The organism is Streptomyces sp. NPDC054863, assembly GCF_053610825.1.
The window spans coordinates 24,123-48,409 of record NZ_JBSGZD010000029.1; the positions used below are offsets into that span (position 1 = coordinate 24,123).

The 24,287-nt window shown below is 72.8% G+C and carries 15 protein-coding genes and 1 pseudogene; 5 read left to right on the top strand and 11 right to left on the bottom strand.

The features are described 5' to 3' along the window. Position 1: 1 nt before the first annotated feature. From ACWGIG_RS08625 to ACWGIG_RS08640, 4 genes are all read right to left on the bottom strand, one after another. Positions 2-937 carry a class I SAM-dependent methyltransferase gene (locus ACWGIG_RS08625; protein ID WP_453320799.1) on the bottom strand — a complete coding sequence of 312 codons (936 nt, stop codon included), beginning with the start codon at positions 935-937 and terminating at the stop codon, positions 2-4. A 265-nt stretch (positions 938-1,202) separates the two neighbouring features. Then, positions 1,203-2,738, bottom strand: coding sequence for a protein kinase domain-containing protein (locus tag ACWGIG_RS08630; RefSeq protein WP_453320800.1), 1,536 nt, complete (start codon positions 2,736-2,738; stop codon positions 1,203-1,205). Then, positions 2,735-3,439: a hypothetical protein gene (locus ACWGIG_RS08635; RefSeq protein WP_453320801.1), complete on the bottom strand. Its 705-nt coding sequence runs from the start codon at positions 3,437-3,439 to the stop codon at positions 2,735-2,737. Before ACWGIG_RS08635 ends, ACWGIG_RS08630 begins: the two co-directional genes overlap by 4 nt. Before the next feature lie 168 nt (positions 3,440-3,607). After that, entirely contained in the window at positions 3,608-5,743 is a 2,136-nt protein-coding gene (locus tag ACWGIG_RS08640; protein ID WP_453320811.1) for an N-6 DNA methylase, read from the bottom strand. A 228-nt stretch (positions 5,744-5,971) separates the two neighbouring features. Here ACWGIG_RS08640 and ACWGIG_RS08645 point away from each other — a divergent pair, with 228 nt between their 5' ends. Then, positions 5,972-6,853, top strand: coding sequence for a DUF4190 domain-containing protein (locus ACWGIG_RS08645; RefSeq protein WP_453320802.1), 882 nt, complete (start codon positions 5,972-5,974; stop codon positions 6,851-6,853). A gap of 178 nt (positions 6,854-7,031) precedes the next feature. Here the strand turns inward: ACWGIG_RS08645 and ACWGIG_RS08650 are convergent, their stop codons facing one another. After that, positions 7,032-7,781, bottom strand: a complete 750-nt coding sequence (locus ACWGIG_RS08650) for an HNH endonuclease family protein (protein WP_453320803.1) — start codon at positions 7,779-7,781, stop codon at positions 7,032-7,034. A gap of 217 nt (positions 7,782-7,998) precedes the next feature. On the opposite strand from ACWGIG_RS08650, the gene ACWGIG_RS08655 reads away from it, so the two are divergent. Then, positions 7,999-8,193, top strand: coding sequence for an antitoxin (locus ACWGIG_RS08655; protein ID WP_453320804.1), 195 nt, complete (start codon positions 7,999-8,001; stop codon positions 8,191-8,193). Between the two features lie 205 nt (positions 8,194-8,398). Here ACWGIG_RS08655 and mfd read toward each other — a convergent pair whose 3' ends face one another. The 3 genes from mfd to ACWGIG_RS08670 all read right to left on the bottom strand — a co-directional run bounded on the left by mfd (position 8,399) and on the right by ACWGIG_RS08670 (position 15,456). Then, positions 8,399-11,932, bottom strand: a complete 3,534-nt coding sequence (mfd, locus tag ACWGIG_RS08660; protein ID WP_453320812.1) for a transcription-repair coupling factor — start codon at positions 11,930-11,932, stop codon at positions 8,399-8,401. Positions 11,933-12,154: 222 nt separating this feature from the next. Beyond that, a complete protein-coding gene (locus tag ACWGIG_RS08665) occupies positions 12,155-14,746 on the bottom strand; it encodes an ABC transporter permease (protein WP_453320805.1) in 2,592 nt (863 codons plus the stop codon). Beyond that, complete coding sequence (locus ACWGIG_RS08670; RefSeq protein ID WP_453320806.1) at positions 14,743-15,456, bottom strand: ABC transporter ATP-binding protein; 714 nt, start codon at positions 15,454-15,456, stop codon at positions 14,743-14,745. The genes ACWGIG_RS08665 and ACWGIG_RS08670 overlap by 4 nt, the downstream gene beginning before the upstream one ends. Before the next feature lie 592 nt (positions 15,457-16,048). Here ACWGIG_RS08670 and ACWGIG_RS08675 point away from each other — a divergent pair. Next, the gene (locus tag ACWGIG_RS08675; RefSeq protein WP_453320813.1) at positions 16,049-17,737 is read left to right on the top strand and encodes an MDR family MFS transporter; all 1,689 of its coding nucleotides are present in this window, start codon (positions 16,049-16,051) and stop codon (positions 17,735-17,737) included. Positions 17,738-18,108: 371 nt separating this feature from the next. Here ACWGIG_RS08675 and ACWGIG_RS08680 read toward each other — a convergent pair whose 3' ends face one another. The 3 genes from ACWGIG_RS08680 to ACWGIG_RS08690 form a co-directional block, all read right to left on the bottom strand. Then, on the bottom strand, positions 18,109-19,461 hold the full coding sequence (locus ACWGIG_RS08680) for a sensor histidine kinase (protein ID WP_453320807.1): 1,353 nt from the start codon (positions 19,459-19,461) through the stop codon (positions 18,109-18,111). 139 nt (positions 19,462-19,600) lie between these two features. Beyond that, a complete protein-coding gene (locus ACWGIG_RS08685; protein ID WP_453320808.1) occupies positions 19,601-20,152 on the bottom strand; it encodes an SUKH-3 domain-containing protein in 552 nt (183 codons plus the stop codon). Positions 20,153-20,163: 11 nt separating this feature from the next. Next, entirely contained in the window at positions 20,164-20,670 is a 507-nt protein-coding gene (locus ACWGIG_RS08690; protein WP_453320814.1) for a YwqJ-related putative deaminase, read from the bottom strand. 1,327 nt (positions 20,671-21,997) lie between these two features. Between ACWGIG_RS08690 and ACWGIG_RS08695 the strand changes: the two genes are divergently transcribed. Further along, the gene (locus tag ACWGIG_RS08695; RefSeq protein WP_453320809.1) at positions 21,998-23,020 is read left to right on the top strand and encodes an SMI1/KNR4 family protein; all 1,023 of its coding nucleotides are present in this window, start codon (positions 21,998-22,000) and stop codon (positions 23,018-23,020) included. 16 nt (positions 23,021-23,036) lie between these two features. Beyond that, positions 23,037-24,287 (top strand): annotated as a pseudogene (locus ACWGIG_RS08700) (SUKH-4 family immunity protein); the annotation flags it as partial.

Below are 24,287 nucleotides of genomic sequence, written 5' to 3' on the forward strand. Positions count from 1 at the left end.
GTCAGCCCTTCCGCAGGAAGCCGGACGTGGCCACCTGCCCCAGGAAGGTCAGCCGCGAGCCGTCCCCCTTCGTACGGGCGTCCGCCAGGTGCTCCTCCCACGCCTCCTGCACCCCCGGCCACGCCGTGTCCCCGAAGTCGTCGAGCACCACGATGCCGCCCTCGGCGACGATCTCCTCCGCCCACCCGAGGTCCGCGAGCACGCCCTCCCTGGAGTGGTCGCCGTCGATGACGATCACTCCGTACTTCCGGTCCGACACCGCCGACCTGACCTCCGGGTCCTGCGAGAAGCCCTGCTGGATGCGGGTCCCGGACGTCCCGCCGGGAGCCACGCCCGCCAGCGCCAGGTTCGCCCGTACGACGTCCTCCCGCACCGGTGTGCCCGTCGGGTCCGCGCTGGTGCGGACCGCGTCCGGCTGGAGCTGCGCGCCGACCAGCGGATCGACGATGGTCAGCCTCGGCTCGATGCCCTCGCGATGCATCATCTTGGTCAGCGCGGTCGCGAACAGGCCGTACAGCGTGCCGATTTCGAGTACGTCGCGGTGCGCGGGCGGCGCGAGCAGCGGCAGCGTGGCGAGCTTCCCGCAGACGTTGGACGTGCCGCCCGCGAGCCGCCCGACGCCGAGCGCCTCCAGCACCACGACCGTACGGAACGCGGAGGTCACCGCCCGCCGCGCGTGCGCGCTCCCGCTCACCTCCGCCACCTGGGCGACCAGGGTCGAGATCTGCCCGGCGGACGGCATCCGGTGCGCGCCCCTTCCCGTGCGGTCGAGCAGCATCTCCACGGCGTGGCTCTGCTTCTTGAGAACGTCCAGTTCGGCGCGCAGGGCGGCGAGTTCGCCGCTGGTACGGCTGGTGTGGGTGCGTACGCGCTGATCGACAAGGGCCGCGAAGGGGCGCAGGGCGCGGCGGGCGATGGGGTGGGTCAGCAGTGGCATGGCCGGGACGCTAGACGACCCGGCCACCGGGGGCATGGCATCCGTGCGACGGCGGGGCGAACCCGGGGTGACGGGGCGGGCCACGGCCGTCGAAAATCGGGCGGCGGGGCAGGGGCGGGGGCCGGGTCGGCGGGGCAGAGTCAGCGGGGCCGGGTCGCGGGGGAACCGGTCGGCGGGGCAGGGGCGGGGGCCCGGTCGGGCGGACCCAGTCGGAGGGATCCGGTCGGCGAGGCCCGGTCCGCAGCCACCGGGCTCAGCCCCCGGCTCAGCCCCGTCCGCCCAACTGCCGTTGCCTCTCCAGCCCCCTCCGTACCTCCGCCACCAGGGGGTGGTACGCCCCGTACGCCCGCTCCGCCTCGTACAGCAGCCCCTGCAACTGCCTTTCCGCCTCCCCGTGATCGCCCATCGCGAGCAGCAACTGCGCGATCCGGTGCCGGAGTTCGAAGGCGCGGGCCGGGTCGCCGCCCGAGACGTAGCCGTTCTCGTGGTACGCGAGGAGTGCCCGGTACTCGGCGAGTGCGGCGGCCGGTTCGCCGAGCTGTTCCAGGCACTGCGCCGCGTCGTGGCGGAACTGGAGCGCCTGCGGGTCCGCAGGGCCCGATTCGGCGGCCCTGTCCTCCGCGAGGCGGCGCAGTTCGGGCAGGGCGCGCCGGTACTGGCCGTCGTCCAGGAGCGTCGCCGCGTACTGCTTGCGCAGGATGCGCACCACCGGGGAGCGCTCGCCGTGCTCCGCCGCGGCGGCCGGGAGGATGCTGCCGAGGATGTCGACGGCCTGGGTGATGCGGCCCTCGCCGAGGAGTTGCTTGACCTCGTCGACGGCCCCCGCGACGTCCGGCCGGGACGGCGCGGGCACGGGCCGCTGCACGGGCACGGGCGGGGGCACGGTCGCCGCCCGGTCGGGCCACGGCGCGTGCGGGCGCAGGAAGGGGCGGGTCGGGTCGAGCGGCCCTGTGGGCCGCACGGCGCGCGTCGGGAGGAGGGGCGCGAGCCGTTCGTACACCTCCTGTGCCGAACCCGGCCGGTGCTGCGGGTCCTTGGCGAGGAGGTGGAGGACGAGGGCTTCGAGTGGCTCGGGGACCTCGGGGCGTCCCTGCCGCACCGGCAGCGGCGGCTCGTGGAGGTGGCGGTGCAGGATGCCGAGAGCGGTGGTGCCCGCGAACGGGACGTCCCCGGTGAGCAGTTCGTGCAGGAGGACGCCGAATGCGTACAGGTCCGTGTACGGGCCGACCGCGCCGCCCATCGCCTGCTCGGGCGCCATGTACGCGGGCGTACCGATGGGGGTACCGGTGTGGGTGAGGCGGGTGGTGTCCGTGTCGAGTACGGAGGCGACGCCGAGGTCGAGAACGGTGACGGTGCCGTCCGGCTTGACCATGACGTTGCGCGGCTTGAGGTCGCGGTGCACGATCGGCACCGCGTGCACGGCGGAGAGCACCGCGCACAGTTGGGCGGCGATCGAGACGACCCACTGCCAGGGGTACGGGTCGTGCTCGGCGAGGTGGTCGGCGAGGTCGGCGCCCTCGACGTACTGCATGACGAGGTAGAGGTCGTCGTTGTCGCTGCCCGCGTCGTGCACGGTGACCAGGCCCGGGTGGTCGACCTGGGCGGTGACCCGGCACTCGCGCACGAAGCGGCGGCGCATGTCGTCGGCCTGGGTGGCGGCGGCCATCCGGTCGGGGCGCAGCAGCTTGACGGCGACGCGGCGGTCGAGGCGCTGGTCGTACGCCGTCCAGACCTGGCCCATGCCGCCCTGGCCGATGAGGGCGGAGAGCTCGTAACGGCCCGCGATGACACGTCCGTTCACCGGGGGCCGCCCGGGGTGCCGCCACGGCCCGTGTCCCGGTCCTTGCGCAGGAGCTCGCTGAGCTCGTCGAGCTCGGCACGGACCTGGTGGATACGGGGCTGCGGCTGGACGGACGGCTGCGGCTGGGGCTGCGACTGCGGGGCGGGGCGCTGCGGCTGCGGCTGCGGGGCGAGTCGCTGCGGCTCCGTCGGGTACTGCGGCGCCCGGTACTGCTGCGGCGGGTTCTGCTGCGCCCGGTACTGCTGCGGCGGATATCCGTACGAAGCGCCCGAGTAGGGCGGCTGTACCGGTGCGGCCGGGGCCCAGCCCTGCGGCGGCGGCCCGGGAACCGCGGCCGGCCGCAACGGGTAGTGCCGGATGTCGGCGATCAGGAAGTGCACCGGCACCCCGACCGTCATCCCGAGCATCACCGCGAGCGCCACCCAGTCGGCCGCGCTCGGCGGCGCCGCCTGCTCGGCCGCCACCTCGGCGGGTGTGCCCCAGATGCCGATGACCGCGATCGAGCCGATCGACAGTGCCAGGGCCGCCGCGAACAACAGCCAGTCCAGCGGCCTGCGCCGCACGCACGCGACCCGCAGCATCGCTCCCCAGGCCAGCAGCCCGAGGCTGCCCACCGCGAGGATCGTGAAGACCACCCGCCACAGCACCAGGACGGCGGTGTGCGGTCGGCTGCGCGGCGGCGTGAGGCCGGGGCCGTGCATGGCTGCTCCTGGGGGACGGCACGCGGCAAGTCGTGCTGGGGGACGTACAACGAGCGTATACAGCGACTCCGACAACGGCCCCAGGGTTGTACCGATCGGACGACTTCTCGCGTTCTCGCCGCAACCTCTTCGAGGCGGCGCCCCTCCAGGCCCGGCCGTCCGCCCCGGCTACTCGGTCGGCGCCGGCCGCTCCGCCTGCGTCGGCCGCTCCCTCTGCTCCTTCTGCTCCGGCCGCTCCGTCTGCGCCCTCTGCTCCGGCCGCTCCGTCTGCACCGTGCCGTCCGCCAGTCCGTCGTACAGGCCCTGGACGAGCTGCTCGCCGAGCCGTCCCGCGGTGCGCAGCGCGTCCTCGAAGGCGGCGAGGGCGCGAAAGCGTTCGCCGTACCGCTGCTGGTCGGCGAGCGGCAGCCGGGGCAGTTGGAGACGGCGGACGTCGAGCCGGGCGGCGGTGGAGGCGTAGCTGCTGGCCCGGCGGTTGTTGGCGGTGCCGCGCAGGAACCCGGCGAGGAACCACGGGTCGACGACCGTCGGGTCCGGCCGCAAGAGGTGCAGATTGCGCCCGAGGACCGCCCCCGCGCCCGCCTCGTCGACGACGCGGGCGACGGCGCCGCCGCCGAGGAGGGGCACGACGACGTCACCGGGCGCGGTGAGCACGGCGTCACCCTCGCCGCCGTCAACGGCCGCGCCGGAGGGGGCGGTTGCGGCGAGTACGTCCGTCTCGGTGAGCACGGGCGCCCCGTCGGGCCCGATCCCGCTTCCTCCCGTACGGAGCAACAGCGCGCCCGCACGGGCGAGTTCGCCGACGGTGGTGTGCGGCCAGTGGGCGGCGCCCCCCGCTTCGGCGGCCGGGGCCGGCCGCGGGTTGAGCTCGGCGGTCAGTCGCAGGGTGTCGGCCAGCCTTTCCCGTACGGAAGCCAGCTCGGCCGCACCGCCGCCGGCGGCCGGGGGCGGCAGGTGGCGGGCGGGGGCGAGGTCCACGTCGTCGTCGAGCAGCTCGATGACGGGCACGCAGCGGCTCACCCCCGGGCGCTCCTCGACCGTGCCGTCACGGTCGAAGGCCTGCCAGGTGTCGAGGACGGCGGTGTGCAGGGCGGCCCAGTCGAGCCTGCCGCGGCCGGCGTCCGAGAGGTCGGCGGTGTCGACGACGAGCAGTTCGGGGGCGGGGCGGGCGCCCTGCCCCGGCTTGCGCAGTACCCACAGATGCAGCGGCACCCCGTACGGCGGGGCCGCGCCTGCGGGCAGGGCGACCACGGCGCGCAGAGCGCCCCGGCGCAGCAGGTCGGCCCGGATGCGGCGCCCCGAGCGGCGGGACGCGGCGGCCGGCGGCATCAGCAGGACGGCGGTGCCGCCGCCGCGCAGCCGGGCCAGGGCGTGCTGGACCCAGGCCAGTTCGGACTCCGTACGGGCCGGGAAGCCGTACTCCCAGCGAGGGTCGTAGGCCAGTTCGTCGTGGCCCCAGTTGCGCTCGTTGAACGGCGGGTGACTGACCACGGCGTCGGCGACGAGCTGCGGGAAGGCGTCCGCGCGCAGGCTGTCGGCGGCGGCGGCGCGCACTTCGGTGGTGGCCGCGTCGGCGCACAGGGCGAGCCGCAGCGCCGCGAGGGCCGCCAGGTCGGGGTCGGCGTCCTGGGCGTACAGGGCGGTGGGCCCGTCCCCGCCGGTGGCGGCGGTGACGGCACACAGCAGGGAGGCGGTGCCGCACGCGGGGTCGAGAACGGTACGGGGCCGCCCGGCCAGGGCCGCCATCAGCGCGGCAGGTCCCGGCGGGGTCAGCGTGTACTGGCGCGGGTTGGCATCGAGGTGCCGCCCGAGCAGGAACTCGTACGCCTGCCCGGCGCCGGATTCGGCGGCCAGCTCGGCGGCGGCGCGCAGCAGCGGCACGGACGCGGCGAAGTCCGGTGCGGCGGGCACGGCCACCGCCCGGGGCGCGGGCCCCAGCCGGTTGCCCAGCACCTGCTCGACGGCCACCGGCAGCAGCTCGGCGCACTTCGCGTCGGAGACGGCGGCGATCCGGAGCCACTCGGTGGGCCTGTCCCGTACGAGAAGCAGCGCGCAGCCGGTGTGCAGGAGGGCGGCGACGGCCCCGGCGGGATGGCCGGCCACCTGCTGCCAGACCCGCTCCCGCAACGGAACCTCGGCGAGTTTGCCCTGGGTGCGCAGCCAGCCCTCGACCTCGGCGAGCGCGAAGGAGGGGCTGGTCTCGGTGCCGCCGACGGGCTTGGGGAAGTCGGGGTGGCGGCGCCGCCAGTTGCTCACGGCGGCCCGGCCGACTCCGGCCAGCCGGGCGATTCCGGCAGCGGTCACCTCTGTTGCGCTGTTGCTCGTCACGGCCTCCGGCACCGGCTGCTGCTCCCTTCGTACGCACGTACACACACCTGAACTGTGGACCCGAGCATACCGACAGTTGCATACACACCCGATTCACGGCGTGAAGAGATCAATACCTGTGAATCGTGTTGACTCGGTTCACAGCTTCTGTTGTCATTGACCCATCGCAACCCGTTCCCACGTGGCTTCGGCCGGAGGACACCCATGTCTCAGTACTCGAACCAGCCGCCGTACACCCAGGACCCGCAGCAGCAGTACGCGCCGCAGCAGCACGGCGGCCACGGCGGTGGCGGCAGTCACGGCGGTCACGGTGGCCAGGGCGGCCACGGCGCTCCTCGGGCCGCCCGCAACGGACTCGGCACCGCCGCCCTGATCCTCGGCATCGTCGGCGCACTGTCCGGCCTGATCCCGCTGCTCTTCTGGGCCGCCGGAATCCTCGGCCTGACCGCCCTGATCCTGGGCCTGATTGGCCGGGGCCGGGTCAAGCGCGGCGAGGCCACCAACAAGGGCGTCGCCCTGACCGGAGCGGCTCTCGGCCTGGTCTCACTGATCCTGTCGGTGGTGGGCGCGGTGCAGCTCTTCCAGGCGGTGGACGACGGCATCAAGGAGATCGACAAGGCCCTGTCGGGCCAGGAGGCCACGAAGAAGGGCGCCGACAAGGGCGCAGCCGCCGCAGACGGCAGGAGCAAGGGCAAGGCCCTCGCCGCGGGCGACTCCGCCGAGTACGAGGACAAGCTCACCGTCACCGTCTCGCGGCCCAAGCCGTACACACCGGGCGAGTACGCGATCGGCCACACCAAGGGCAACAAGGCCTACACGGTCACGGTGGTCGTCGAGAACCGCGGCACCGCGAAGTTCGACGCCACGCTCGTCACCGCGACCGCCCGGGCCGGCCAGGACGGTGTGAACGCGGAGCAGATCTACGACGGCGAGAAGGTCGGCGCGGGCTTCTCGGGGACCCTGCTCCCCGGCAAGAAGGCCACCGTCAAGCTCGCCTTCGACGCCCCGGCCACGGCGAAGAACCTCACCGTCGAAGTCACCCCGGACTTCACGCACAAGGCCAACCAGTGGGAGCTCAAGCTCTGAGGCAGGGGCAGGGGCAGGGGCAGGGGCAGGGGCAGGGGCAGGGGCAGAGGCAGGAGCAGGAGCCGACCGCACCGCGCGAGAACCCCGGTAGGGCCGCAGGAGAAGGCGGCCCGACCGGGGTTCTCCCCTGTGCCCCGCCCCCCTACGGCCCTACGCCCCTACGCCCCTACGCCCGTCCCTACCTCCCCACCTTCGCCTCCGTCGGATTCCCCCCGGCCGGCAACCGCTGCTCCGGGCACCCGCTCAGTTCCTTCCGCATCGCGTCGCGCTCCCCCGCCGTGACCCACACCCCGTACTTCTTCTTCACCGCCACCTGCGAGGCGACGTACGCGCACCGGTACGCCTTGTTCGGCGGCAGCCAGGTCGCGGTGTCGCCGTCGCCCTTGCGGCGGTTCGCGGAGGCCTCCGCGGCGAGCAGGTTCAGCGGGTCGTTGGCGAACGCGAGCCGCTTGCCCGGCTTCCACTGCTGGGCGCCCTTCTGCCAGGCGTCGGACAGGGCCACCAGGTGATCGATGTCGACCTTGCTGGCGCCGCGCTTGTACTCGATCCGGCCGCCCGTGTACGGGTCGTTCTGCAGCACCCCGGAGGCGACCTTGCACTTGCCGTCGGTGAACTTCACGTTCTTCAGGTCGCGCTTGAGGATGTCGTCGCGGGTGCCGCACCCGTTGGCATCGGTGTCGGCCCAGGCCCGCCCGAACGCCTTCCGCTCGTAACCGGTCTTCGCCGCCCGCCCCTTGACGGTCAGTTCGCCCACGGCGGCCAGTGCGGAGCCCGGCTTCCCGACGGGCCCGCCCTGCCCGCCGCCCGCGCCCGAGCCCTTGTCCGTATTCGTGGCGGAGCCGCAGCCCGCGCTCCCGAGCAGCAGCACCGCCCCGAGTCCCGCCGCCGACACGGCCTGCCAGGTCTTCTTGGTCGTACGAGATATCAAGACGGGCCACCCCAAGGAAAGTCCAACACCGGCAAACGCCCCACCATAGGAATGAGTGCCCCGAACCGACCGGCCGACCCGCGACACACCACCGGACTGTGGCCCGGTCCACACCACGCGCCGAAGGCCGCGCCCGGCGGCGCCCCGGCGCGCGCAATCCGCACCCCGGGCGTAGCGTCGGAAATGTCCCGTTCTCTTCTGCGGAAGGAGCCCGCCCGTGGGGATCTTCGACAGGTTCAAGGACCAGGCCCAGGACAAGGCGAAGGACATCGTCGACAACGTCGACAACGTCGGCGACGAGGTCGACGAGAAGACCGGTGGCAAATACGCCGACAAGGTCGACCAGGCCCAGCAGAAGGCAACAGACGCCCTCGGAAGGGGCGAGAACCAGAAGGACGACCCCGCACCCTGAGCCGGTGCAGGTGCCGTCCGACACCGAACGGGCCTCCTGAACCCCCGCCCGCGAAGCCGATCGACTCGGCATCGCGGGCGGTGTGTTGTCCGGCGGGGACCGGGACCCCGGGCCGCTGCCCGAGGATCTTCTGCTGCCCGAGGGCCGTCGGCTATCCGAAGACCGTCGGCTGCCCGAGGATCGTCGGCTATCCGAAGACCGTCGGCTACCCGAGGATCGTCGTCAGGAACTCGCCCGTCCACGCCAGCAGTTCGCGGCCCACGACCGGCTTGCCGCCGATCTGGCCCGAGCTCGGGCGGGGCACCAGGATCTGGTGGGCCGTGCCCTTGATGACCGTGCGGGGGTAGAGCCGCTTGAGGCGCAGCTCCTGGGACTCGCGGAGTTCGACCGGGGCGAACCGGATGTTCGGGCCCTGGAGGACGATCTCGCCGACCCCGCAGGCGCGGGCGAGCATCCGCAGGCCTGCCACCAGCAGGAGGTTCTCGACCGGCTCCGGGAGCTTGCCGTAGCGGTCGGTGAGTTCCTCGCGCACGGCGGTGATGTCGGCCTCCGTGTTCGCGGAGGCGATCGCGCGGTACGCCTGGAGGCGCAGGCGCTCGCCGGGGGCGTAGTCGTGCGGGACGTGGGCGTCCACCGGGAGTTCGATCTTGACTTCCAGGGGGGCTTCCGGCTGCTCCGCGCCGCCGTCGACGGCCGCCCGGTAGTCGGCGACCGCCTCGCCGACCATGCGGATGTAGAGGTCGAAGCCGACGCCCGCGATGTGTCCGGACTGCTCGCCGCCGAGCATGTTGCCCGCGCCGCGGATTTCGAGGTCCTTCATCGCGACGTACATGCCCGCACCCATCTCGGTGTGCTGGGCGATGGTCGCGAGTCTCTCGTGCGCGGTCTCGGTGAGCGGCTTCTCCGGCGGGTAGAGGAAGTAGGCGTAGCCGCGGTCGCGGCCCCGGCCGACCCGGCCGCGCAACTGGTGGAGCTGGGAGAGGCCGAAGTTGTCGCCGCGCTCGACGATCAGGGTGTTGGCGTTGGAGATGTCGATGCCGGACTCGACGATCGTCGTCGAGACGAGGACGTCGAACTTCTTCTCCCAGAAGTCGACGACGACCTGTTCGAGGGCCGTTTCCGACATCTGCCCGTGGGCCGTGGCGATGCGCGCCTCGGGGACGATCTCGCGGAGCTTGGCCGCTGCCCGGTCGATGGACTCGACGCGGTTGTGGATGTAGAAGACCTGGCCCTCGCGCAGCAGTTCGCGGCGGATCGCGGCGCCGATCTGCTTCTGCTCGTACGGGCCGACGAAGGTGAGCACCGGGTGGCGCTCCTCCGGCGGGGTGGTGATCGTGGACATCTCGCGGATGCCGGTGACCGCCATTTCGAGCGTACGGGGGATGGGCGTGGCCGACATGGTGAGGACGTCGACGTTGGCCCGGAGCTTCTTCAGCTGCTCCTTGTGCTCGACGCCGAACCGCTGCTCCTCGTCGACGATGACCAGGCCCAGGTCCTTGAACTTCGTCTCCTGCGAGAAGAGGCGGTGGGTGCCGATGACCAGGTCGACGGAGCCGTCCTTGAGGCCTTCGAGGGTGGCCTTCGACTCGGTCTCGGTCTGGAAGCGGCTCAACGCGCGCACGTTGACCGGGAATTGGGCGTAGCGCTCGGTGAACGTGCCGAAGTGCTGCTGGACGAGGAGCGTCGTGGGGACCAGCACCGCGACCTGCTTGCCGTCCTGGACGGCCTTGAAGGCGGCCCGTACCGCGATCTCCGTCTTGCCGTAGCCGACGTCGCCGCAGATCAGGCGGTCCATGGGGACGGACTTCTCCATGTCCTCCTTCACCTCGGCGATGGTGGACAGCTGGTCGGGCGTCTCCACATACGGGAAGGCGTCCTCCAGCTCGCGCTGCCAGGGGGTGTCGGGGGCGAAGGTGTGGCCGGGGGCGGCCATCCGCGCCGAGTACAGCTTGATGAGGTCGGCGGCGATCTCCTTGACGGCCTTCTTGGCGCGCGCCTTGGTCTTGGTCCAGTCGGCGCCGCCCAGGCGGTGCAGGGTCGGGGCCTCGCCGCCGACGTACTTGGTGACCTGTTCCAGCTGGTCGGTGGGGATGTAGAGGCGGTCGCCCGGCTGGCCGCGCTTGGCGGGTGCGTACTCGACGAGGAGGTACTCACGGGTGGCGCCCTGGACGGTGCGCTGCACCATTTCGATGTAGCGGCCCACGCCGTGCTGCTCGTGCACGATGAAGTCGCCGACCTGGAGGGTGAGCGGGTCGACGGACTTGCGGCGGCGGGCCGGCATCCGGCCGAGTTCCTTGGTGGCGGTGCGCTGGCCCGTCAGGTCGGTCTCGGTGAGGACGGCGAGCTGGAGGACCGGGTCGACGAAGCCGTGGTCGAGGACGCCGCAGGCGACGTGCACGACGTTCGGCGAGAGGGTGGCGAGGTCCGCGTCGAGGCGGGCGGCGATGCCCTCGCCGGAGAGGACCTCGACGGTACGGGCCGCGGTGCCGTGGCCCTCGGTGACGAACACGGTGCGCCAGCCGTCGGCCAGCCAGCCCTTGGTGTCGGCGAGAGCCCTGGCCGTGTCGCCCCGGTACAACTCCGGCGCGTGCATGCCCAGTTGAAGGGTGTCGTCCTCGTGGTCGACGTCGTCGGCGGCGAACGGGGAGACCGACCACCACATCATCCCGAGGTCACGGGCGTGGTCGCGGACGTCGGCGATGCCCCAGAGGGAGGCGGCGCCGAGGTCGATGGGCGCCACGCCTCCGCCGGCGGTGGCGGCCCAGGAGGCCTGGAGGAATTCCTGCGACGTCGCGACGAGGTCGGCGGCCCGGGTGCGCACCCGCTCGGGGTCGCAGACGACGGTCATCGAGCCCTCCGGCAGGACGTCGAGCAGCAGCTCCATGTCGTCGACGAGGACCGGGGCCAGGGACTCCATGCCCTCCACCGCGATGCCCTCGGCGATCTTGTGGAGGAGCTCGCCCAGCTCGGGGTGGGCCTCGGCGAGGGCCGCCGCCTTCTCCCGCACGTCGTCGGTGAGGAGCAGCTCGCGGCAGGGCGGGGCCCACACACCGTGCTCGGCGACTTCCAGGGAGCGCTGGTCGGCGACCTTGAAGTAGCGGATCTCCTCGACGTCGTCGCCCCAGAACTCGACGCGGAGCGGGTGCTCCTCGGTCGGCGGGAACACGTCCAGGATGCCGCCGCGGACGGCGAACTCGCCGCGCTTCTCGACCAGTTCGACCCGGGAGTACGCGGCTGCGGCGAGGGCGGCGGTGAGCTCGCCGAGGTCGGCGCTCTGCCCGGAGCGGATGGACACGGGGACGAGGTCGCCGAGACCCTTGACCTGCGGCTGGAGCACGGAACGTACGGGTGCGACGACCACGCTCACCGGGCCTGCCGCCGGATCGTCGGCGCGGGGATGGGCGAGCCTGCGCAGTACGGCGAGACGGCGGCCGACGGTGTCCGAACGGGGTGAGAGCCGCTCGTGCGGCAGCGTCTCCCAGGCGGGAAACTCCGCCACGGAGTCCTCGGGAAGCAGGGTCCGCAGGGTGGCGGCCAGCTCCTCCGCCTCCCGCCCGGTCGCGGTGACCGCCAGCACGGGCCGTCCGGCGTCACGGGCGAGCGCGGCGAGCGCGAAGGGGCGGGCGGCGGAGGGCCCGACGAGGTCGACGTGCATGCGGTTGCCGTCGACGGCGGCCTTCACCGCTTCGGCGAGCGCCGAGTCTCGTACCACTGCGTCCAGCAGGCCGTGCAGGCTCATGAAGGGCATCCATCCGATGCTTGAGAACACTTTTGGTGGCCGCGCAGGGCCACCTGCCGGTGCGGCCGGTGGGCAACGCGAACCGCCCGACACGTCGCACGGGCCGGGGGCTTCCAGCCTACGACGCCCCACCGACAGCCGCTGGCCGAACCCCTTCAGGGGCGCGGGGAACTGCGCGACCAGCCCCCGCGCGCCCTCGGAGAACGCATCCCGCCCGGCCGCTCAGTCCGTGGCGATGGCCGTCAGGACATTCATACGGCCTGCCCGGAAGGCCGGGACCAGGGCGGCCAGCAGGCCGACCAGCGCCGATGCCACGAAGACCGTCAGGATCGTCGGCCAGGGGATCTCCAGGACGGATATGCCCTCCAGCGCCAGGAGCTTCTGGGCGGACATGCCCCAGACGAGACCGAGCCCCAGACCGAGCAGCGCGCCGAAGAGGGCTATGACGACCGACTCCAGGCGGATCATCCGGCGCAGCTGGCGGCGGGAGAGGCCGATGGCCCGCATCAGGCCGATCTCCCGGGTCCGCTCGACGACGGAGAGGGCGAGGGTGTTGACGACGCCCAGGACCGCCACGACGATGGCCAGCCCGAGGAGCCCGTAGACGATGTTGAGCAGCTGGTCGATCTGCGCCTTGAGGTCCTTCTTGTAGTCGGTGGAGTTCAGGACGCGGTACTGCGGGTACTTCGCGACAGCCGCCTTGAGCGAGGCGTACGCCGCGTCCGCCTGCCCTTCCGCCGCCTTCGCGAAGACCGCCATGTCCTGCGGCATCAGGGCGGCGGGGGTGTGCGCGGCGGCGGTGGTGATGTTGAGGTAGAGCGCCCCTTTGTCGACGTTGACGTCGTCGGAGGTGATCGCGGCGATCTTCAGCCGGGCGCTCTTCCCGCCGGGGAAGACGACCTGCAGCGCGTCGCCGACCTTCAGCCCGCGCTGCTTCGCGTAGTCCTCGCCGACCGATATCGCCCCCGGTGCGTAGGCGGCGGCGAGATCGCCGGACACCGTCTCGCGGCGCAGGTCCTGGAGGTAGGAGGGGTCGGTGGCGGCGAGCGACTTGCGCTCCGAGGTGCCGTCGGGGGCGGTCACCCGGGCGTCGACCAGCTTGTAGTGGGTGAGGCGGGCGATGCCGTCCGCCTTGGCCAGGGCCTGCTGGGCCTGCGGCAGAACGGGCTGCCGGTTGTTCGACCGTACGGTGAAGTCCGCGCCGACCGACTTGTCGAGCTCCTGCGTCGCCGAGGCGACCATCGAGGACGCGCCGACCGACAGGCAGGCCACCAGGGCGAGCCCGATCATCAGGGCCGAGCCGGTCGCTCCCGTGCGGCGCGGGTTGCGCAGCGCGTTGCGCTCGGCCATCCGGCCGACCGGGCCGAAGACCCGCAGCACGACGGCGCTGAGCCCCTTCACGATCACCGAGACCAGCAGCGGTCCGACGACCACGAACCCGACCAGGGTGAGGACGACACCGACGCCGAGGAAGAGCGAGCCCTCGCTCGCCTTCGCCGACCGCGCGGCGGCGTACAGCCCCGCCCCGCCGAGCACGGTGAGGACCAGACCGATGCCCGCCCGGACCCGGCCGGACTTCGCGTCGGTGGGGGTGCCGACGTCGCGCAGGGCGGCCATCGGGGACACCTTGCCCGCACGGCGGGCGGGCAGGTACGCGGCGACGACAGTGACGACGACGCCCAGGACCAGGCCGATGACGGGGGTGGGCCACTTGAGGGTCAGGTCGCCCGTGTCCAGCTTCATGCCGATCACGCCCATGAACTTCATCAGCCCGACGGCGAGGCCCACGCCCGCCGCGATGCCCAGCAGCGACCCCACCACACCGAGCAGGAGCGCTTCCAGCAGCACAGACCGGTTGATCTGCCTGCGGCTTGAGCCGAGCGCCCGCATCAGGCCGATCTCACGGGTGCGCTGGGCGACCAGCATCGAGAAGGTGTTGATGATCAGGAAGATGCCGACGAGGAGGGCGACCCCGGCGAAGCCGAGCATCGCGTACTTCATCACGTCCAGGAAGGAGCCGAGGTCGTCCTTGCTCTTCTCGCCGGCCTCCTGCTTGGTCTGGATCTCGTACGGGGCGGCCCCCGGTGCGCCGGGCCCGAGCGCGGCGGCCACCTTGCTCTTCAGCTGCTCGTCGCTCACCCCCGGCCCGGCCTGGACGTTGATTCCGGTGAACCGGTCCTGGCCGCCGAGCAGCTGCCGCTGCGCGGTCGCGCCGTCGAAGAAGACGACCGTGGCCCCGGGGTTGGTGGTCCTGAAGGTCGCTATGCCGCTGATCCGTGCGGTGAAGTCGCCGGTGACGGCGATCGTGCGCAGTGCGTCGCCGAGCTTCAGCCCGTGCTTCTCGGCGGTGTCGGCGTCGATCATGACGTCGGCCGGGCCGCGCGGCGCGCGCCCTGAGGTGATGTCCATGGAACGGGCGTCGTTGGCCGACCAGTTGCTCGCGATGGTCGGGGCTCCGGTGCTGGAGCCCATGTCCTTGTTGTCGGCGTTGACGACGGTGATCGACATGCTGCCGACCGTGCCCTCGGCGGACTTCACGCCGTCCGCGCCCGCGACCGTACGCACGGCGGAGGCGGGCAGGACGGCGGGACGGCCCGCATTCTGCGCGGAGCGGTCGTCCTTGTCGGTCTTCGGCGTGACGGTGACGTCGGCCGACGTGGTGGCGAAGAGCTTGTCGAAGGTGGTGTTCATGGTGTCGGTGAAGACGAGGGTGCCGCAGACGAACCCGACCGACAGCAGGACGGCGACGGCGGAGAGCGCCATGCGGCCCTTGTGCGCGAGGAAGTTGCGCAGCGAGGTCTTCCAGACGGTCATGATGTGCGCCCCCGCCCGTCAAAGGCCTTCATCCGGTCGAGGACGAGGTCGGCCGTCGGGTGGCGCATCTCGTCGACGATCCGCCCGTCGGCCAGGTACAGCACCCGGTCCGCGTACGAGGCGGCCACCGGGTCGTGCGTCACCATCACGATCGTCTGCCCCAGCTCGTCGACCGAGCGGCGCAGGAAGTCCAGCACCTCCGCGCCGGAGCGGGAGTCCAGGTTTCCGGTCGGCTCGTCGCCGAAGATGATCTCGGGGTGGGCCGCCAACGCCCTTGCCACCGCGACCCGTTGCTGCTGTCCGCCGGACAGCTCCGTCGGCCGGTGCTTCAGCCGGTCCGCGAGCCCGACGGTCTCCACGACCCGCTGGAGCCAGGCCGCGTCCGGCTTGCGGCCCGCTATGTCCATCGGCAGCGTGATGTTCTCGATCGCGTTGAGCGTCGGGAGCAGGTTGAAGGACTGGAAGATGAAACCGACGCGGTCCCTGCGGAGTTGGGTGAGCTGCTTGTCCTTGAGGCCGGAGATCTCGGTGTCGTCGAGGAAGACCTGCCCCGACGACACCGTGTCCAGCCCGGCCAGGCAGTGCATCAGCGTCGACTTGCCGGACCCGGAGGGGCCCATGATCGCGGTGTACTCACCGCGGGCCATGTCGACGTCGACGTGGTCGAGCGCGACGACGCGGGTCTCCCCCGCCCCGTACGCCTTGACCACCTGCCGGGCCCGCGCGGCAACGGCCGTGTGCCCGCTCGCGTCGCCGCGCCCGGGGTCGTTCCTGTGCCCGTTCCCGGGCCCCTTCCCGTTTCCGTTTCCCTTCCCGGACCCATTTCCCTTCCCGGACCCGTTTCCCTTCTCGGACCCGGACTCGGATCCGTTCCCGTGTCCGGGAATTCCCACTGCCGTTGTCACGTCAATTCCCCCTGTCCGACCGGTAATTCCCTGTAAAGCCAAGCTAAGGAATCAGCCCCTTCCCGCGCGTCGCCCTCGGGAACGAAGCCCTACCTGCACCTGAGTAGGGAAGCGGGCCCCGACCCCTCAACCCTCGGGTGGAGCGCCCGAGGGGAGCGCGTCCACCCGCTCTGCACCCTCCCCCGCCCGACCTGCGAGTGAGACGCTGTCCCGACGGAAATACGTGCAGGGGGAAGGGACTTCGGTGGGCGGCAAGGATGTAAGAGGCACGGAGGGTGGGGAGGACGCGGGGGAGATACCCGGGGCCGTGCGGGACCGTGCCGTGCAGCGCGACCCCGTGCAGCGCGACCCCGTGCAGCGCGACCCCGGTCGGCGTGGGCCGGTCGTCGCCGCACTCATGCTCGGGATGGCGCTCGCCGCGCTCGACGGGACGATCGTCTCCACCGCCGTCCCCCAGATCGTGGGCGATCTCGGCGGGTTCACGGTCTTCTCCTGGCTGTTCGCCGGCTACCTCCTGGCCGTGACCGTCACCCTCCCCGTGTACGGGAAGCTCTCCGACACCTTCGGCCGCAAGCCCGTACTGATCACCGGCATCGCGCTCTTCCTCATCGGCTCCGTGCTGTGCGCGCTCGCCTGGAACATGCCGGCGCTGATCGCCTTCCGGATCGTCCAGGGGCTGGGCGGCGGCGCCATCCAGGGCACCGTCCAGACCGTCGCGGCCGATCTGTATCCGCTGAAGGAACGCCCCAAGATCCAGGCGAAGTTGTCGACCGTGTGGGCGGTCTCGGCGGTCGCGGGCCCCGCGGTCGGCGGGATCCTGGCCACGTACGCGGACTGGCGGTGGATCTTCCTCATCAACCTGCCGGTGGGGGCGGTGGCGATGTGGCTGATCGCCAAGTACTTGCGGGAGCCGGGGCGGGAACCAGGGCGGGAACCAGGGCGGGAGCCTGGGCGGGAACCAGGGCGGGAGCCTGGGCGGGAACCGGGAGGGGTGGTCGTACGTTCTCGTATCGACTGGCCCGGTGCGCTTGCCGTATTCGCCTGCGGCGGGGTGTTGTTGACGGCACTGGTGCAGGGCGGAGTGGCCTGGCCCTGGCTCTCCGCCCCGTCCCTGGCGCTGTTCGCCACGAGCGCGGTGCTGGTCGCGGTCGTCGTGCTGGTCGAACGTCGCGCGGCCGAACCCATCCTCCCCGGCTGGGTCTGGCGGCGCCGCACGATCGCCGCGGTCAACGTCGCGCTGGGCGCGCTCGGCCTGCTGATGGTCGCCCCGACCGTCTTCCTGCCGACGTACGCCCAGTCCGTGCTGGGGCTCGACCCGACGGCGGCCGGGTTCGTGCTGTCCATCATGACGCTGAGCTGGCCGGTGTCCGCGGCGCTGAGTCAGCACGTGTACCGGCGGATCGGCTTCCGGCAGACGGCGATCATCGGGATCTCGCTGGCGACGGTGATTCTGCTGGCGTTTCCGCTGCTGCCGTTCCCGGGCGCCGCGTGGCAGCCGGCGCTGATCATGCTGTTGCTGGGCGGGGCGCTCGGGATCTTCCAGCTGCCGCTGATCGTCGGGGTCCAGTCGACGGTCGGCTGGTCCGAGCGGGGGACCGCGACCGCGTCGATCCTCTTCTACCGACAGCTGGGGCAGAGCGTGGGGGCGGCGCTCTTCGGAGCGGTGGCCAACGCGACGCTGGCCGCGCGGCTGGAATCGGCGCCGGGGGCGATCAGGGAGGGGCTGCCGGAGGACCTCGACTCGGTCTCCCACGCGCTGACCGACCCGGGTTCGGCGCTGGGTGCCGGGGCGGCGGACTATCTGCGGCGGGCGGTCGATACGGCGGTCGACCATGTGTACGTGGGGGCGGCGGGGGCGGGAGTGGTGGCTCTGGTGGCGCTGGTGGTGTTGGCGCCGAGGAGGTTTCCGGTGTTGGGGGAAGTGGGGTTGCCGGGGGTGGAAGGTGGGGCCGAGGGGAGTCCCGGGGTGGGCTCCGGGTCCGGGTCCGAGGCTGGGTCCGAGGCCGGGTCCGAGGCCGGGTCCGGTTCCGAGGCCGAGGTGGGGCCCGGGGCGGGGACGGGTCCCGGGGCGGGGACAGGGCGGTGAGTGGGGAGTGGTGCGGTGAGTGGGGAGTGGTGCGGGTGCGTTCGCGCCTGCGGCGGGCCGTGCCCCTCCCCGCCCCTTCCCTAAACCGCTGGCCGCGGGGCTGGGAAGCAGCACGGCCGGCGCCGGTGGGGGCTGGCGTCCCGGGCTGCGCCCGGTGCACGGCTGCGCCGCGCGTCCTCAAACGCCGGACGGGCTGAGGGTGTGCGCCTCCTCAAACACCGCACCGGCTGAGGTTGCACGTCCTCAGGCTCCGGACGGGCTGAGGGTGCGCCTCCTCAAACACCGGACGGGCTGAGGGTGCGCCTCCTCAAACACCGGACCGGCTGAGGGTGCGCGACCTCAGGCATCGGACCGGCTGAGGGTGCGCGGCCTCAGGCTCCGGACGGGCTGAGGTTGCCCGGGTCCTTTACCGGGAGGACGGCCGAGACTCGGAAGCCGCCCGGGTCGGTGGGGCCTGCGACGAAGACGCCGCCGAGGGTCTGGACGCGTTCGCGCATGCCGACCAGGCCGTTGCCCCCGCTGGGGAGGCCGGCCTGGGGGGCGTCCGCGTCGGACGCGGCGTTTTCGACCTGCATGGCGATCTCGGTGCCGTCGCGGTGCGCGATACGGACCCAGGTCTTCGCCCCGGGGGCGTGTTTGTGGACGTTGGTGAGGGCTTCCTGGACGACCCGGTAGGCGGTCTGCTCGACCAGGGCGCCGCAGGGCACGGGTTCTCCGTCGACGGAGAGTTCGACGGTCATTCCCGCGGCCCGGGACTGCTCGACGAGGGCTTCCACGTCGGCGAGGCAAGGGCCGTTCTCGGCCGCTTCGGCGGCTGCCGCGGCAGCGGCGCCCGCTGCGGCTCCCACCGCCGCCAGGGGGATCGAGGGGGTGGGGGCCGGTGTGCTGGGAACGGGAGAGCGCAGGACGCCGAGCATCTCGCGGAGTTCGGTCAGGGCCTGGCGGCCCATGTCGCCGACCAGGGCGGCGTTCTTGACGGCCTTCTGGGGGTCCTTGAGAGCGACCGCCTGGAGGGCTGCCGCGTGGACCACCATCAGGCTGACGCGGTGGGCGACCACGTCGTGCATCTCGCGGGCGATGCGGGTGCGTTCTTCCGTACGGGCCCACTCGGCGCGCTCCTCGGCGCGGTCCGCGAGGAGGGAGAGTTCCCGCTCCAGGGAGTCGGCCCGCTCGCGGAGGCTCTCCATCAGGCGGCGGCGGGCGCCTATGTACAGGCCGAGGAGGAGCGGCGGGGCCGTCATGCCCAGTGCGAGTACGAAGGAGATGACGAGGGTGTAGCCGGCGCTGGGGTCGAATTCGGTGCCCTCGTCGCCCGCGAGGGAACGCATGCGGACCAGGGACACGATGAACGTGCCGACGAACGACATGCCCGCGATGACGGTGGTGATGCGGCGGGGCACGTCGGAAGCGGCCAGCGAGTAGAGCCCGACCACACCCAGTACGAAGCCCATCTCGGCCGGGGTCACGGCGAGCGAGACGAGGACCACGGCGATCGGCCACCGGCGTCGTACGAGAAGGGTGGAGCCCACCAGCAGGCCCAGTAGCACGCTCAGTACGACCGGCACCCCCGTCTCTGTGGCGAACGCCACCCCTTCCACCGCGCACTCGGCCGCCGAAGCAGCCGCCAGTCCTGAATCGAGCACGACGCTGCGTCGCCGCTCCCACCACCAGAAGCGTGGACTGGTCAGGTCCACGTCGCTGCGGTCTGCCCCCGTAACGGTCATACGGACCAGCCTACGGGCGGGCCGAGTCCTTTTTCCTGCGACTTCTCGACCCGGTTCGGGAGGCGGGACGGGGGCTCGTCCGGGCAGTGGGACGGGCAGTGGGAAAGGCGCTGGACCGGGCGCTGGACCAGGCGGTCGTTCAGGCCGTGCCGAGGCGGTGCGGCTGGGCGCCGGAGATCAGGGTGGCGAGGGCCTGGTCGAGGGTGTGGCCCAGGAACCAGTCGCCGGTGTGGTCGAGGCTGTAGATGCGGCCTTCGGAATCGATGGCGAGGGCGGCCTGTATGTCGCCGCCCTTGCCGTTCTCCCGGCCGAGCGGGCAGACCTCGGTGTCCAGGGCGCGGCCCAGGTCCGCGAACGTACGGGCGAGGTGGAGGCCGTGGAGGGGGTCCAGGAGCGCGGGGGTCGGGGCGATCCGGCGGCCGGTGCCCGGCGGGTTGATGTGCAGTCCGCCGAACTCGGCCCAGGCCTCGACCGCCGCCGGGAAGACGGTGTGGCGGTGACCGGCCGGGGAGACGTGGGCGCGGAGGGTGTCCGCCCAGTGCTCTGCCTGCCGTATGTCCCAGCGGCCCGGCTGCCAGCCCGCCTCGCGCAGGGCGGCGTCGACGGCCACCGGGAAGCGGGTCGTGCTGGTGTTGGGGTGGGGCTGGGGCTGAGGGTGCTGCTGGGGGTGCTGCTGGGTGGTGGGGGGCATGGCGGGTGTGGTCAGCCCTTCTCGGCGGTGGGGTCTACCGGGCGTACGCCGAAATGGGCGAGGAGCGGTGCGCAGGAGCGGCAGGGCGGGGCGTAGCTGCCGTGCAGCGGGTCGCCGTCCTCGCGGATGCGGCGGGCGGTGAGCTTGGAGTGCTTGAGGGAGCGGCGGGCCTCGTTCGCGGTGAGCGGCTTGCGGGAGGCGCGCTTGGAACGGCCCGACTCGGCCGCCGAGATGTGCCGGGAGAGCAGGATCGCCTCGGGGCAGCGGCCGGTGAAGCGGGTGCGCTGACCGGTGGTGAGGGTGTCGAGGAAGTCCTGGACGAGGGGGTGCAGGGCGGGCGGCTGGTCGGCCTTGCCCGCGGTGCAGGTGAGGGTGTCCGCACCGCGTACGGAGAGGGCGGCGGCGACGGCGGGAAGTATGCCGTCGCGGCGGTGCCGGAGCGTGGGCGGCGGGCTCGTTACGGCGCTGCTGCTCCAGGAGAGACGAGGGTCGCCGGACTGGCGGGGGTCACCGGACAGGCGGGGGTCGCCGGAGGGGGCGGAGTCGCCGGGGCGGGAACGGTCGCCGGGATACGTGGCATCGCCGGGGTGGGCGGAGTCGCCGGGGCGGGAACGGTCGCCGGGATAGGTGGCATCGCCGGGGTGGGAAGGGCCGCCGAGGTGGCCGGCATCCCCGGGATGGGGCAGGCCGCCGGGGTGGGAAGCGGGGTGGGAAGTACGTGCGTCACGGGTCGCCGGACCGTGGGCCGGAGCCGCTGCTTCGCGTGCCGCAGGCGGGGCCGGGGTCGTGATCGGGGCCCCGGAGCCCTGCGCCCTCGCGGGAGTCGTGGAGCCCTGCGCCGACGCCGGGGCCGTGAAGCCCTGTGCCGACGCCGCCCGAGCCGGGCCTGGGGTCGTGGTCGCCGAGCCCTGTGCCGACGCCGGGGCCGGGGCCGTGAAGCTCTGCTGCGCCGACGCCGACCGGGCAGGGCCCGGGGTCGTGGTCGCCGAGCCCTGCTCAGACGCCGGGGCCGTGAAGCCCCGCGCTGACGCCGACCGAGCCGGGCCCTGTGCCGACGCCGGGGCCGGGGCCGGGGCCGTGAAGCTCTGCTGCGCCGACGCCGACCGGGCCGGGCCCGGGGCCGGAGTCGCCGAGCCCTGTGCCGACGCCGACCGGGCAGGGCCCGTTCCCGGGCCGGCTCCTGCGCCTCCGCCCGTTGCGGTCCCTGCGCCCACGCCTGCTCCCGTGACCGCGCCTGCCCCCGCGCCTGTCGCGGTGCCAGTGCCCGTGACCGCGCCTGTCGCGGAGCCCGTGCCCGTGCCTGTCCCCATGGCCATGGCCGTGCCCGCCCCCGTGACCGCGCCTGCCCCCGTGATCGTCCCCGTCCCCGTCCCCATGACCGTGTTGCCCGTCGGTGCGGTACCCGTCGGTCCGTCCGTGCGCGGGTTGCCCGCCGTGCGCGTGGCCTTCATCGTGGCTGCCGTTGTTCCCGGTGCGCCCGCCGCCCTTGGTGCCCCCGTTGTCCTTGTTGTCTGCGGTGCGTGCAGATTTCCTGTTTGTGCAGTGTGCATGGTGGTGCGTTCCCTCCCTGCAATCCCCCGAGTTGCGGGGACAGCCTGCCAAATGTGCCCTGTCGTGGGGAAGCTGGGGCACTGGTTCGGGCGCGTCCCCCAGGAGAGGGGCGTCGCGAGGGGGCCTTGGGGCGGGTGTGCGTGACCCCCCGTGGACCTTCCGTGGACCCCCCGTTACGGGGCCGCCGTGCAGGTCTCGTACAGGCATCGCAGCAGCCCTCCGGGGGCAGGACCCCTTGTTGCACCACCGCATAGGCTGTGGTGAATCAGCCAGACGCAGCAGGGGGCATCAGCCATGACGACAGGTCGGCTCGGGCAGGGGGCACCTCCCGGTCCCCAGGGCTCGGGGAACGCCGCGCCGCCGAACGCGGCCTACGCCGGGCAGCTCGTGAACTTCCCGGACCCCGTCAGGGCCGCCCGCCACCCCCAGGGTGTGCCGGTGGACGAGGACGGCCACCCGGACTTCGCGGCCTACGCACGCGCCGCCGCCGAGATCGCCGAACCCCCCGAGGGCTTCGGCGTGGACGAGCTCCGGCTGACCGACTACGTGTCGGCCAACGCGGCCCTGCACGCCGAGGGCCACGAGCTGTGGGAGACGCTCGACCCGGTCGCGACCCCGCACGGCTGGACCTGGCACCACGTTCCGTACAGCCGCCGCATGTACCTCGTGCCGGTGGAGGTGAAGGCGCTGCTCCGCCACCACGGCGGGCTAGCCACGACCCCCGTCGACCAGGAGAAGCGCGGCACGCGGCCGTTGCAGGAGACGCGGCCCGTCCACTTCGGGCTGCCGAAGGGGACCGTGGCCGTCTCCGAGAGCCAAGTGCTGGGCGTGGAGGAGGACTTGGGATACCGGCTGCCCGGTGCGTACCGCTCCTTCCTGAAGGCGGCGGGCGGCTGCGCACCCGTCGGCGCGGCGCTGGACGCCGAGCTGGGCCTGCTGGTCGACCAGCCGTTCTTCACGGTGCGCGACGAGGCGGGCGTCAACGACCTGGTCTACGTCAACAAGTGTCTGCGCGACCACCTGACGAAGGACTACCTCGGGGTCACCTTCGTGCAGGGCGGGATCCTCGCCGTGAAGGTGCGCGGCGAGGACGTCGGCTCGGTGTGGTTCTGCGCGTACGACGACGCGCGCGACCAGGACGGCTGGTCGGTGCAGGAGCGGGTGGAGCGGCTGCTGCTGCCCTGCGGCGAAGATTTCGACGAATTCCTGCAGCGGCTGGCGGGCAACCCGCCGGAGCTGCAGACGGTGGCGAATCTGATGGTCGACGGCGGCTTCGCGCGCGCCGTGGACGTTTCGGATGTTCTGGACGAGGGATGACGGGGTTGACTGTCCGATGGTGACTTTCGCGCAGGCGCAGGAGCGTGCGGACGAGTGGGTCAACGGGGACGTGCCCGCGTACCAGCACCGGGAGGTGCGGGTCCGGGAATTCGACCTCGGTTTCGTGGTGTGGGCCGAGGACCGGGAGAACGGCCCGGTCTCCGACGGCGGCCGGCAGCGGCTCGTCATCGCCCGCGACAGCGGCGAGGCCACGCTGTGGCCGGAGCTGCCGGTGGGCGAGGTGATCCGGCGGTACGAGGAGGAGTACGGAGCTGTGGCGAACGGCGTGCAGGAGCCCGCTCCGGAACCGCCGCAGCGCGTCGACCTGCAACAGACGTCGTTCTTGCTGACGCCGCCGGAGTGGTTGCAGGAAGCGGCGGACAAGATCGGCATTCCGGACCGGAGGTCGGGAGCGGGGAGCAGCTCCGGGGCGGGGTCCAGCTCCGGGTCCGGGTCCGGTGCGTCGGCTCGTGGAGCGGATACCGGTTCCGCAGCGAATTCCGGTTCCGCATCGAATTCCGGCTCGGGCGCGGGTCCGGCTTCGGGTCGGGCTTCGAGCCAGGCCTCGGGTCCGGCTTCGAGCCAGGCCTCGGGTCCGGTTCCTGCTTCGGTCGATTACGAGCCGACGGCCTCCGACGGCGTGCCCGCCTCGTCGCCGGGGTACGGGACCGGCCCCGCCCAGGGCTCCTCCGGCACGGCCGGTGCGCCGCCCGCCGGGGTGACGCCGTGGGCCGGTACGGACACCAACTCCGCCGACGCGGGCGGCGTCCCGCTGCCCGCCACCGTGTTCGCGCCGCCGCTCGTCGGGGCGGACGACGACGACACCCCGCCGCCCGGGGTCGCCCCCGAGGCCAAGACCTCGCTGCTGCAGGGCGGCAGCCAACTGCCGAGCACTGCCGTGGCACCCGCCGTACCGGACCCGTCGGCTCCACAGCCGTTGCCCGGAGCCGGTACGGGCGCGGGGACAGGGGCAGGACCGGGTTCCGGTACGGCTTCCGGTACGCACGGTGCTCCCGGTGCTCACAACGCCCCCGGCACCCCCGGCTCCCCCCGCCGCCCCGACCTGTCCGCCGGCGCCGAGGACATCGCCGACGCCGCGACCAGCAAGGCCACCCTCCCGCCCGGTGCCCGGCGCGGCGGGGGTTCGACGACTCCGCCGCCGCCCGGTGCGCCCGGCACCCCGGGGGCGCGGCCCGGCGCGACGGCACCGCCGTCGGGTCCTGGCACCCCGGCCGGGGGCTACGTACCCACGGCGATGGTTCCGCAC